Source organism: uncultured Vibrio sp., from assembly GCF_947488985.1.
In the GTDB taxonomy this organism is placed as follows: Bacteria; Pseudomonadota; Gammaproteobacteria; order Enterobacterales; family Vibrionaceae; genus Vibrio.
In genome coordinates, this window is the sequence record NZ_CANLBV010000106.1 from 1 (window position 1) to 12,467 (window position 12,467).

The following is a 12,467-nucleotide window of genomic DNA, read 5'->3' on the forward strand; positions in this document are numbered from 1 at the left end:
TGAGTCGACTGAGAAGGTTATATCTATGTGCTACCGAAGTTGGACTAAGCTGACCAATTAAATAATCAAATTGGTATAACCAGTCATGCGCCTTGTTATTCGTTATTGAGCTTTCGTTATGCTCGAATCTCTGTCGATTAGCACTCTAAGTCTTCACTGCCTCCGGCGGCTGCAAACCATGCCGTTAGGTGTGTTTTCAGATCTTTTAATTCGTCTGGGCCTATCAATGCCAGACCAAGATCTTCAGCTCGTGTAATGTCATTGTGACGAAGAGGGCGGAAGCTCACCAGCATAGCACGTGCTTGCAGGCCACCTAGTAAGTCTCTTAGCGATTCCAGTTTGTACAGGGTATCATCGCCATCATCACGCATACCTTTGGTCTTACATTCGATGATATGTAGTTTGTTATTGACGACCGATGCCACATCAAGCTCGTTACGAACCTCTCGCTCACCCAACTGACGGTAGACTTGGACATTCAACGAACGATCTTGAATAGTCGGCATGTCATCTTGGATCTGTTTGACCGTGCTGTTAACCAGAGTTTCAAGCCACTCGCCGTTTGAGAAGCGTCGTGCGTCTTCATTGATAAAGGTTAAAATGCCGTTGTGGTAAGTGGCAATTTTGGTTTCCACCAAGTCGCTCAATAGCATATTCAACTCGCGGTAGCCCTGTTGTTTCTCTGACAGTTCCACATCTAGTTTTTGTTCTTTACGGCATGACGTCGCAAGGTAGTTCAAGGTCGCAAGGCCCGGGCCTAACTCTAGCGCATTACTTGCCCAGCGTTCGCCCAACTCATAGAGCTTTTGATCGAGTTGCGGAGACAGTTGTACGTTACTGAATTCGCCACGAGCACCAAACACAGTTAGGTAGTCGTCGATAGTGATACGGTCTTGCACTTGTGCATCTTCTTTGCCATTCGGGTACAACCAACACAGTCTGTCACTGTTTGGTTCGACAACAAAGATTGGCCACTGGTACGTTCGGAATACCTCATAGACTGAAAGAAGGCGATGACGTAAACCACAACTTGCGTTGAGTTTTACTTCTTCGCCTCGCGCTTTAAGGTCTTCAGCCAATACGCGAATCGACTCTTTAATGACTGACGTATTCACTATTGTCGGGATCTCAAAGAACTCACTGGTGATGTCGCGCTTTTTGAGAACATTTTGCAAGCGCAGGTACATACCTTGTTGCTTGTTGTCACCGATAAACACGATATGAGTGCTAATCGCACGGTTATCGAGTAGAGGGGTGATCAAGCGAATCGGATCTTGATCGATAATGCCAACATGAACAGCCATAAAAATTCCTTAATAGTGGCTCGCTCATAAAAGTGAAAGAAAATGTTAAGCAGCAAGCCTTAGTTATCATATAAGGACAAAGATCACAAAAAACAAGGGCAACCCTTGATAAAAGTTGCCCTTGCTCAATTAGTTACCACTATCGGGTAATAACCTTCAATACCTGTAATGGATATCTATCTATTTTCTAACCTTCTATAACTTAAGCTTATAGACCAAAGTGTGAACTGATGAGCTCAAAGCTTGAATCGGTGAATCTAAAAGCTTTAAGCCGTGAACTAAAGCTTAAACTGGTGAACCAAGTTGCCTTGCTGATTGGCTAAAGTCGTTAGATTTTGACTGACTTCGGCGATTGACGACATTGCTTGGTAACTTTGGTCAGCGATATGGTTGATATCCTCGATGTTGCGTGCGATCTCATTTGACGTTTCACTCTGCTCTGCAGCAGCCTGAGAGATATGCGTACTCATATGGCTGATCTCTAGGATTAAGGCCTGGATCTCTTCCATCGCACTATTTGCGCTTGATGCTTGTTGAACCGACATATCCATATCGCTCATGCAGCTTTCAATCACACTACTGGCGGTTTTCGAGCTTGATTGCAGGTTACTGATCATGGTTTCGATTTCCGAGGTCGATTGGGTGGTCTTTTGTGCTAGCACTCGAACTTCATCGGCGACCACGGCAAAACCACGGCCTTGCTCTCCGGCACGCGCGGCTTCGATGGCCGCGTTGAGTGCAAGCAGGTTGGTTTGTTCAGCAATACCACGGATAACATCAAGGATAGAACCAATCTGGCTGCTCATTTGTTGTAGCTCACCGACTGCACTCACCGATTCAGTAAGGCGAGTCTCGAGCTGATTGATGGTACTGATGTTAGTACTCATCACTTGGCGGCCCGATTCAGAAGCCGATTCCACTTGCTGAACCATGTTTAATGAGCTTTGCGCGTTGCTTGCGACTTCTTGTACAGAATGAGACATCTCTGTCATTGCCGTTGCAACTGTGGCCGTTTGCTCACGCTGGCTGTTCAATTGAGACTGCGCCTCTGAAGAGGTTTTTTGGTTTACGCTGGCTGTTTTGGTCAGGTCATCTGAAGCATCGTTTAGCTTAACCAAGATGTGCTGCAGGTTATCAGCCAAGGTGTTAATATGACCACTTACGCGACTGAACTCGTTGTTGTAACGAATATCAATACGCTGCGTCATGTCGCCTTCTGTTAGCCCTTCTAACGTGCCTAAAATTCGAGTTAATGGCTCTCTCACGCTGTGAGCTATGTGGTAGCCAATCGCTCCAGCAAACAGGGTCACTACGACGCCGATCGCGATGGCATTGAGTAAACTTTTGTCGTAGATAATGCTTGCGTCAGTGAGTGAGGCGTTGAGTTGCTCTTGCGCTGTAGCATTGAATGAATCAAGTACTGCCATGGCTTGGTCAATTTCTACTGCGAGATTCGCAACGTTGATATAGAGCGCTTGTTTCGCTTTAAGGTAGTTATTGTGCTTATCAAGCACCCCACCTTTTTGACCGACATCTTTGGTGAATTTTTGAACCGGCTTATCAAAAACGCTCTTAATTGCTGGAAGTTGTGTCGCTAAGCCTCGGTAGGCGTAATTTAGGTGTGTCACCGCTTTTTTGTTTTTATTAACGGCTTTTTGAACGAAGGCAACATCAGAGCTGGCGAGCGCGTCAGAAGTGATAACTTCTGCATCTTGTAGCTTTATGAAGTAGCTCTTCGCCATCACTTTGACTGAAATGCTATTCTGTTCGGCAACGTATTCTTTCATGCCGACCATTAATTCAGAGTGGAGGCGTTGGAAGTCACGCGAGGCTTTTTGTACTTGTTCTTGAGCCTCGAACATTGCGACATAATTGTTCATCGCCTCATAGGCCTCAGTAAAGTAACGCTGTTCCATTTCTCTTAATTGAGCAATGCGCTCAACCAAGGTGGTGCTGTTCTGACTGGCAGCTTCTAAGGTTGCGATCACGTTTGAGAAAGTGGCTTGTGAGGCGGTAAATTCTGCACGCATTTCAGCCATACGCTCCGCGTTCTGTGTAGTTAAGAAATCTTTGAACGATTTATCAGCGGAAAGCAGTTGGACACTTGTTTGATTTGAAAGCGCAACAAGCGGTAATGTGGTTTGGGACACACTTTCTAAGTTGTCGTGTATCTGACTCATGCTATTGGTCATGATGGTTATCGTGACTGCAAACATGATAATGATCAGTGCGAAGCCAGCGTACATACGCTTGATCACAGAACCCTTCATTGCCTTTCTCCCTAAAGTAACAATACAAACCCAAATTCAGGTTTAAATAAAACTAACAAAATTATCAGCACTCTACTGAGTCCGACTTACGTATTTTATGACGCACACATCAAAAATAACCCTGATTGATAAACAAAGTGTCATTGTTGGCGGCTAAGGTTGACATTCTTTGATGTGAACGCTGTTTTTTATTATGTTTTAAATCAGATTAATTGTGGTTTGTTGCGTCATGGCGCATACTCAAAGCATTAAAAAGTAAATGTTTTATCGGAGAACAACATGGCTGAAGAAACCATCTTTAGTAAGATCATCAATAAAGAAATTCCTGCAGACCTACTTTATCAAGACGAATTAGTAACGGCATTTCGCGATATTAACCCTCGCGCTCCTAGCCATATTTTAATTATTCCTAACAAGCTGATCCCGACAACCAATGATGTTGAAGTGGAAGATGAAGCAATGATGGGGCGCATGTTTACTGTGGCTCGTAAGCTCGCAAAAAAAGAAGGTATCTCAGACGATGGCTACCGCCTTATTGTGAACTGTAATTCTCATGGCGGCCAAGAGGTCTACCATATTCACATGCACTTAGTTGGTGGCCGTCCGCTTGGTCCGCTACTGATGGGCTAGTTGGAAAATTTATTGTTTGTATGCCAACTTTAAACTTCAATCGTTGCCTGGATATGGCATCAATTGAGAACAATATCATTTGCCGCGTATTCGGTTGATTAAAGCCTCGACACACAGCGATGGCATTGAAGTTTATGAAGATGAAGTTGGCATTTTAAACATGCACGGAGATATTAAGTGAAGCAACAGTTTAGATTCGCTTCTATTGCCTTATTTACGGCATTGATCACTGGTTGTGCAAGTTTGTCTGCTGGGAATTTATTTAGTCACTACAGCGCACAAAACAGAGGTGTATATCAAGCCGTAAAGGCTGGGGCCTATTCTAAAGCTCAACAAGCGTTACCTGATCACGCTGCCGGAGACATTCTTGATAATTTAGAAAAGGGCAGGGTTAATCTACTGGCTCAACAATACCCAGAGAGTAAGTCGTGGTTTGAATTGGCCGACCAAGCAGTAAAAGATCAGCAGAGTAAAGCGGTGATTTCTCTTTCTGACAGTGCTACCAGTGTGGGGGCTTTGGCGGTCAATGACAATATTACCGAGTATGTGCCACCCGATTACGAGTTGGGTTTTCTGCATTTATATCTCGGCTTAAATTACCTCAAGATAAATGATTTAGAAGGTGCGGTGATAGAAATGCGTCGTGCCAACCAAGTGCAAGAACAGGCAAAGAAACAACGCCAAGCAGAGTTAGAACAAGCCGCCAGCGATGCTAAAAAACAGGGTGTGTCTGCCAACGTCGGCAGTATTCTTTCCAATTACCCCGATGCGGGCAAAAAGCTGCAATCGATACAAAACGCCTATTTGATGTTTTTGTCCGGCCTACTTTATGAAGCCTCTAACGACTTAAATAGTGCCTATGTCGATTATCGGCGAGCGCTGGCTGTGATGCCTGAAAACCAAGAGATTATCGATAGGACCATAGCGACAGCAACTCGTCTAGGGATGCGACAAGATTTAGCAACGCTTGAACAACGCTACCAAGCATCATCTAAACTTATCGATGGGCAAGGTCGAGTGATTGTGCTTCAAGAGCAGAGTGCGGTTCAAGCGATGGGCAGTTGGCGATTGGATTTACCTGTTTATGACAGTCGCAATCAAGGGACAATATATTCTCTGGCATTGCCCTATTACCCAAGACAAAATGCAGAGCGCTTTTCAGCATTGCGTATTAACGGTCAGTCGTTACAAGAGCATCTGATCACGGATGTCAACGCGATGGCTCAAAACGATTTATCCGAGCGTATGACGAGCATCGTTATTCGCCAAGCACTGCGTGTGGTCGCGAAAGATCGTATTCGCAAAGAAACTGCCCAAGACGATGATGTTGGTAATCTGTTGTTTAATGTGTGGAATACACTGACAGAGCAGCCAGACACTCGCAGTTGGCAATCTCTACCTGCAGAAATTAAGAGCAGCACGTTTGTCGCAACTAGTGGTCAATATACATTAGAAGCAGGTGCTAAAACGTATGATTTCGATATTCGAGAAGGCCAGACCACACTGGTTTGGATTTCTCGGCAAGGGAACAACGCAACAATGTGGCATAAGCAGCTAGGGAGGCTGTAATGAGAAATTGGTTAGTGAGCTTAGCAGCGGTGGTCGTTCTGACTGGTTGTGCAGATAATACCGCTGGTGTAAGGGTCGATGGTCTGACTCAGAACGTATTCTTTGGTGATAAGGTACTGGGCGACCGTTTAATGGTTGAAGATATTCATACCGACCAAGTTAATGGTCATACCCGAGGGATTGTTCGCTTAAACAGTAACTATAAAGGCGATCAAAATATTCTTTATCGCTTCTATTGGTACGACGATGCAGGGCTTGAAGTTAACTTAAAGCAAGGGCCTTGGAAGCAAGCCATTATTCGTGGCTTTGAAAGTATTTCGCTGTCGGAAGTGTCGGTCAACCCTAACGCAACCCAGTTCCGAGTCCAGTTCCGAGAGCAGTGATCTATCGTGACTAGTGATTTACTACGATTGGTATGACACATGAGTTAAGGGAAGCGAATTGATACATTCGCTAATACAAGAATTTAAGAGTGTGGGTAGCCCCATTCAGCGATAAGTTGAGGAAACAAAATGAAAAAGAGTGTCATTGCGCTATTAGGTTTAGCGGTTATTTTAGGTGGTTGTTCAAACAAGGTAAGCTACGGTGATGCGCAAGCAGTAGAAACCACGACAATCGATTTTGGTTCAACTGACCTTCAAACGATTGCGGCTGAAATGGTCGATAGCATGATGGTCTCTGGTGCTGTGTCTTATATTACTAGTGATCAGCGTCCTATCGTGTTCGTTGAGCGCATCAAGAACAAAACCAGTGAGCACATCGATACTGAGTCTATTACTGACACGATCAGTACCAAAATGCTGAATTCTGGTAAGTTTCGTTTCGTTGATATGGACCGTGTAGAGTCTGTTCGTGACCAACTGAACTTCCAAAACAATGATGAGCTTGTAAACCAAAGCTCAGCGATTCAGTTTGGTAAAATGGTCGGTGCTCAGTACATGTTGTACGGCAACCTATCAAGTATTGTTAAGAAAGACGGCAGCGATGAGGACGTGTACTACAAGATGACCATGCGTCTTATGGATCTTGAGTCTGGGCTGATTGAATGGGCTGATGAGACGGAGATTCGTAAGCAGCAGTCTAAGAGCTTATTGGGTCTTTAACTTTTTACCGACCATCTACTTAGCGACTCAGTACAGTAAGTCTATATTGACTTGCTGTGGTAAGGGTTAGCTGTATACCGATACCATACATAAAGGGCGGTTAATGAAGAGACACTAGCTTTGGAGCAGTGTCTTTTTTTAGGGAAACAAAGGCGGTTACAGGGAACACGCCACGTTAGCTGATCCGAGGTTCGACTTAGCACTGACCATCTCGGCCAGTGATTTACCCATCACTGAAGCGGTCCATAAGTATTGCCAGTTGCGCGGTATTGATGATGTTCAGGCTTGGCTCGATGGTGTAGAGGCGTGGTTGCCGCGCTGTCGAATGATGGCGATGTTGTGGTATTTACTGGCTCACCAGCTGTGGGGCGATGCTCATTACCTAACTGAAGCCAAGGCTCTGAGTGATACTTTCTGTAGCTAGGATCACGTTTAGGAAGTGAAAAATATAATTTCAGTGCACTTCCCTTTAAAACCTTGTTTTTCGTGTTAGATTGATCAAACGGTACCAACATTCAATGGGGGAGGTACAATGATTATTTATCTACATGGCTTCGACTCAACAAGCCCAGGCAATCACGAAAAGATACTGCAGTTGCAATTCATCGATGACGACGTTCGTTTCATCAACTACAGTACTTTGCATCCAAAACACGATATGCAGCATCTTCTCAAAGAGGTGCATAAAGTGATAGAGCAATCAGATGATCCACACCCAATTATCTGTGGGGTTGGTCTTGGTGGATTTTGGGCCGAGCGCATTGGCTTCTTGTGCGGGATCAAACAGGTGATTTTTAATCCTAACCTGAGACCTGAGACCAACATGGTGGGGCGAATTGACCGCCCTGAAGAGTATGAAGATATCGCGACCAAGTGTGTTGCTCAGTATCGAGTTAAGAATAAAGGACGTTGTTTAGTCGTGCTTTCGCGAGAAGATGAAATCCATGACAATACTAAAACCGCTGAAGCACTTGAAGATTATTACGATATAATCTGGGATGAAAAGGAGAGCCATAAGTTCAAAAAAATCTCTCACCATCTTCAGGCACTGAAAGCCTTTAAGAACGCTTAATCATTTCCGTTATTTTCTAAAAGCAGCACTCTCTAAGTGCTGCTTTTTTTTATGCTTAAATTCAAGATGTATCTATCAGTAACATAGTTGTATGTATGTTATCAATATCTTTGCATAGGCGTTAACTGGTTGGTGGCGAATCCTCATTAAAGGTGAGGATTTTTGTTGCGGTCATCGTTTTGCTATATATAATGTTCTTACGCAAAATATTTTGATAAATATCAAAAAAAATTGAGAGCGAGTGAAAAACTTGCCAACTATTTGTGCTCTACCTCTCAGGTAGGCAGCTTTTTATCCATGTGAGTAGAGCGACAAAGCGATGTTTGTTGCTTTTACCCCTTCAACTATTCGGCAAGCTGTTGTTTATCGTTACAGCCATTAAACAGGCCACAGCTTTTGGAAGCAAGGCCGAGTAGATACATAGAATTTATCGGTTGGAGTCATCGAACCGAAACCCATTTAGTCATTTTGTAGAGGATTGTCATTGTGACAAAAATTATCGTAGTAGGCGGCGGTGCTGGTGGTTTAGAGCTAGCTACTAAGCTAGGTAGAACTTTAGGTCGTAAAAAACGTGCTCAGATTACTCTGGTCGATCGCAAAGCGAGTCATCTTTGGAAGCCATTGCTGCATGAAGTTGCAACGGGTTCGTTGGATGCAGGTGTGGATGCATTGAGCTATCGAGCACATGCAAAAAACCATAACTTTGATTTTCAAATGGGTAGCTTGAACGACATTGATCGTGAACGTAAAGTCATTGCATTAAGTGAATTGAAAGATGAGCAGGGCGAACTGCTTATGCCAAGCCGTGAGCTTGAATACGATATTCTCGTAATGGCGCTAGGTTCTACATCGAACGATTTCAATACACCAGGCGTACGTGACAACTGTATTTTCCTTGATAGTCCAGAACAAGCACACCGTTTCCGTACCGAAATGAATAACCAGTTCTTAAAGTTGCATGCTAAGAGCGGCCAAGGAACAGTAGATATTGCAATTGTTGGTGCAGGTGCAACGGGTGTTGAGCTTTCTGCAGAGCTCCACAACGCGGTTAAAGAGCTACGTACTTACGGCTTCGGTGACTTAGATTCAAGCAAGCTAAATGTAAGTCTTGTTGAGGCGGGTGAGCGTATCCTTCCTGCACTACCTCCTCGCATTTCAAGCGCGGCACACTCTGAGTTAACGAAACTTGGGGTGAACGTACGTACCACAACGATGGTGACTCAAGCGGATGCTGAAGGCCTAACCACTAAAGATGGCGATAAGATCCCGGCGCAAATCATGGTATGGGCGGCAGGGATTAAAGCGCCTGATTTCATGAAAGATATTGGTGGTCTTGAGACCAACCGTATTAACCAGTTGGTTGTGAAGAATACGCTGCAAACAACGCTTGATGATGACATCTTTGCTATCGGTGACTTAGCGCAATGCACCCAAGCGGATGGTTCGTTTGTTCCACCACGTGCACAAGCCGCGCACCAAATGGCAAGTTGTGCGTATGCTAACATTATTGCCAAGTTGAACGGGCGAGATCTGAAAGACTACATCTACAAAGATAAAGGCTCGCTTGTTTCACTCAGTCGTTTCTCTACGGTAGGCAGTTTGATGGGCAACTTGACTAAAGGCTCGATGATGGTTGAAGGTCGCATCGCTCGTGTGGTTTACATCTCTTTGTACCGCATGCACCAGATGGCGCTGCATGGGCTGGTTAAAACATCCTTGATGATGCTTGTGGGCCGTATTAACCGCGTACTTCGTCCAAACCTAAAGCTTCACTAATCAGGTAATCCTGCTTAGAGTATTACGCTGATAATAAAAAAGAGCTCTTCAGAGCTCTTTTTTGATCGTGAGCGTCGCAGTAAATTTGAAAGAAGGCGATGATTCATGGGGAGCCTACCAATTTATTTCAGTACCATCGAAATTGAAGAAGTGACCACTTACTTCGATATTTGACAGAGTCGATGACTTTGATAAGGCCAGATGCCGAAGTGTCTGTGTCGATTCGAGCACTTGGCCCACCCACTTCGGTCTGTACCCGGATGCAGCGTCATCGGTTAGATCGTTACTTAAACTCTTCACAACGGAGCTAGGAGCCGCTTTAGAGGAGCGATAGATGTAGCCTCCACCAGAGGTGTGGTGTTCTCTGTCATGCAACCCACTCGAGAAGACAAGCAAGCGACCTGTCATACCACTCATAAGAGCCTTGTTGCGCTTTGGTGGTGGATGTGACCTATTTAGTGCTAGCAATCAGAATTATCATGTGGCTTTCCAAACCGCCTAAAATTTATGAAATAGAGGTAAAGAGTAGTCAATAATTCTTTTACGCAACAAAGCCCCCTCATAAGTTAGAAAAAGAACCCTACTCTAAGCATAATTTTATTATCATATTGTTCGAAATCACTACTACTCAGCAATTCTCCAGCAGCAGTTGCTGATATAACTACTCTGTTATCAGATAACATTTTACCAACAGTAACGTCGTAAGGAATAAAATAGTCTCCGCTCTGTTTTCCTGTCAATTCCCCGTCGTCAAAATTGAGCAACCATTCATAGTTACCCCACAACGTCACAAAATCAATACCTTTACCTATGTTGAAGTTGATGATTGGAGTAAAGCTGAGCTGATTTATCGCATCAAAGTTATCTTCTGAAGAAGCATTCATATATTTAAATAATGGTACGAAACTCACTGTCTTGCTAAGCTGCCATTTTGAGGCATATATTCCTAAGTGGGTAATTTCTTGTCGACCAGTAGTGGAGCTTGGGGCTTGCATTGCATATCCCCACCCCCAAGCACTTGCGCCAGGCAAATTCCCCCAGCTACTAGGCGCTATGTGTACAGCCTGAAGATAAGTACTACCTAACTCAAAACTTCCTTCTCGTGTAAATGTTCTTTGCAGTGATATTAACGGGATGTCCATTCGGAGTGATAACAATCCGTTTTGCCCTTTGTCTCCCAGTAAGATAGGAGCATCAGCTCGAAAGATTAGTGTATTTATTCCTTCCTGCTCATCCCTCCCTTGAGCATCAAAAGGCAAATACCCTTGCTCTAAACGGATATCAAAACGTGTCATTGGTCTAGTGGGATCTTGTCCAGTGTTTTTCCCTGAATTCTTATCACCCGTTGATTCCTCAGAAGCAACTACATTAAAACTAAAAAAGAGAGCGACAACCCATAAAAGAAGAGTAGCCCGGACGTATCTGTTGATTTCCATATTCATAATTATTTATTCCCAAATGTTGATACCAAATTTAAAGCAAGCCTGTAGCGTCGATAGCCGACTGCCGTATAACTTATTTTTCGTTATTTCATTAATCCAATTGTTCTACCATATTGAACACTTGACCCAGCACTATTTCAGGACCACTTTTAATAACCAAGTCATAGCCACCAGCTTTTAACTCCCCAAAGCCCTAGATTGCGATTAAATCAAGACACTACCTAAACCGCGGTTCTTTTTGAGCTTTGGTACCATGGTTATAACGATTTTCTTTCTAGCAATAAAAGCACGGCTGTCATCTAGTTCGCCGCTGAGTATGCCGATGCATTAATGCTAGTTATCCTAAAAAAACAAAATGGGTCTTTAAAGAAAACACAAAATTAGACTTATCAGATATCAATAGATTATGACTGCCCTAGCTCCTAGAACTCTGTCATCTTACGCCCATCTGCCCCTAACAAAAGGAAGCCAACTCTGACCAACTAAGCTCGCAAAGTTCCTGCACTATCTTCACCAAGTGAGAGGGCGCATTCATTCCTAATCCATTGTAATTGATACCGCATTGAAGCCGATACTCTCTTCCCAACTAGCCTTAATCTCGTTCCAGCTTTCGAAATTCATTTTCTCGTTGTAATTTGAGATACGGACCGCTGCTTCTTCAAGTAACGCCTCACCCTCCGACGCTGAAGGCAAAGGCTTGGCAATCGTTAGATAAATGCTTGATTCCATAATCAAACTCCACATTGGTTTTTCATAAATATCTAGTACGGGTAAATGTCAGTTTCTAAATTACACACAAAAGATAGCGTGGCACCAAATCAGAAGATTTTCCAGTTTCAGAAGAAAACTTCCCCGGGGTGATCCGCAACACCAGTTTTGGACACTGAGTTAAGTGAGTACAATCATTGACGAGGTGAACCACGACAGACAAAAAGAAACGTATTATCCATTATCCTGAATTTAAAGTCGAAGCCTTGAAGCTAGCAGATAAAGTGGGAGTAGCAGCGGCAGCAAGACAGCTTTCCTTACATGAATCTCAAATCAATGGGTAGCGTAAAGCCGTTAAAAAAGACGCGAAGATCGGCGACTGTAAGTTCAGATGGTGGGACAAGATGCCTTTTAGATGCAACTGAAACTCTGAAAAGCACAGAGAATCTGTAGTACGAAAGGCCTCTTTGACAGCACTGACAAGGCTTAAGCCAATGACTTTAGCTAGCTTAGGGTCTTTTGTTCGAAGGCTAATTTTTAGATCGAATGGGAATCCCAACGCTTTCAACTGTGCTGGAGTACAAATCCGTGCG

The 12,467-nt window shown here is 43.9% G+C and carries 10 protein-coding genes and 3 pseudogenes; 7 read left to right on the top strand and 6 right to left on the bottom strand.

Annotation, left to right across the window (positions count from 1 at the left end; all coding sequences use genetic code 11):
* Positions 1 to 137: 137 nt before the first annotated feature.
* Positions 138 to 1,304 carry a DUF1887 family protein gene (locus Q1A70_RS17040; protein WP_299694317.1) on the bottom strand — a complete coding sequence of 389 codons (1,167 nt, stop codon included), beginning with the start codon at positions 1,302 to 1,304 and terminating at the stop codon, positions 138 to 140.
* Between the two features lie 278 nt (positions 1,305 to 1,582).
* Positions 1,583 to 3,574, bottom strand: a complete 1,992-nt coding sequence (locus Q1A70_RS17045) for a methyl-accepting chemotaxis protein (RefSeq protein ID WP_299694320.1) — start codon at positions 3,572 to 3,574, stop codon at positions 1,583 to 1,585.
* A gap of 279 nt (positions 3,575 to 3,853) precedes the next feature.
* Between Q1A70_RS17045 and hinT the strand changes: the two genes are divergently transcribed.
* The 7 genes and pseudogenes from hinT (at position 3,854) to Q1A70_RS17080 (ending at position 9,724) form a co-directional block, all read left to right on the top strand.
* Complete coding sequence (hinT, locus tag Q1A70_RS17050) at positions 3,854 to 4,204, top strand: purine nucleoside phosphoramidase (protein ID WP_299694323.1); 351 nt, start codon at positions 3,854 to 3,856, stop codon at positions 4,202 to 4,204.
* Between the two features lie 177 nt (positions 4,205 to 4,381).
* Positions 4,382 to 5,773, top strand: a complete 1,392-nt coding sequence (locus Q1A70_RS17055) for a hypothetical protein (protein ID WP_299694326.1) — start codon at positions 4,382 to 4,384, stop codon at positions 5,771 to 5,773.
* Positions 5,773 to 6,156: a YcfL family protein gene (locus tag Q1A70_RS17060; protein WP_299694329.1), complete on the top strand. Its 384-nt coding sequence runs from the start codon at positions 5,773 to 5,775 to the stop codon at positions 6,154 to 6,156. Before Q1A70_RS17055 ends, Q1A70_RS17060 begins: the two co-directional genes overlap by 1 nt.
* Positions 6,157 to 6,285: 129 nt before the next feature.
* The gene (gene lpoB / locus Q1A70_RS17065; RefSeq protein WP_299694332.1) at positions 6,286 to 6,876 is read left to right on the top strand and encodes a penicillin-binding protein activator LpoB; all 591 of its coding nucleotides are present in this window, start codon (positions 6,286 to 6,288) and stop codon (positions 6,874 to 6,876) included.
* Between the two features lie 163 nt (positions 6,877 to 7,039).
* Positions 7,040 to 7,300, top strand: a pseudogene (locus Q1A70_RS17070) (thiamine kinase); the annotation flags it as partial.
* A 108-nt stretch (positions 7,301 to 7,408) separates the two neighbouring features.
* A complete protein-coding gene (gene ycfP / locus Q1A70_RS17075; protein WP_299694335.1) occupies positions 7,409 to 7,948 on the top strand; it encodes an alpha/beta hydrolase YcfP in 540 nt (179 codons plus the stop codon).
* 486 nt (positions 7,949 to 8,434) lie between these two features.
* Positions 8,435 to 9,724: an NAD(P)/FAD-dependent oxidoreductase gene (locus tag Q1A70_RS17080; RefSeq protein WP_299694338.1), complete on the top strand. Its 1,290-nt coding sequence runs from the start codon at positions 8,435 to 8,437 to the stop codon at positions 9,722 to 9,724.
* Between the two features lie 114 nt (positions 9,725 to 9,838).
* Here the strand turns inward: Q1A70_RS17080 and Q1A70_RS17085 are convergent.
* The 4 genes and pseudogenes from Q1A70_RS17085 to Q1A70_RS17100 all read right to left on the bottom strand — a co-directional run.
* Positions 9,839 to 10,134: pseudogene (locus tag Q1A70_RS17085) on the bottom strand (short-chain dehydrogenase); the annotation flags it as partial.
* 156 nt (positions 10,135 to 10,290) lie between these two features.
* A complete protein-coding gene (locus Q1A70_RS17090) occupies positions 10,291 to 11,166 on the bottom strand; it encodes a hypothetical protein (protein ID WP_299694341.1) in 876 nt (291 codons plus the stop codon).
* A 537-nt stretch (positions 11,167 to 11,703) separates the two neighbouring features.
* Entirely contained in the window at positions 11,704 to 11,895 is a 192-nt protein-coding gene (locus tag Q1A70_RS17095) for a hypothetical protein (protein WP_299694344.1), read from the bottom strand.
* A 307-nt stretch (positions 11,896 to 12,202) separates the two neighbouring features.
* Positions 12,203 to 12,467 (bottom strand): annotated as a pseudogene (locus Q1A70_RS17100) (hypothetical protein); the annotation flags it as partial.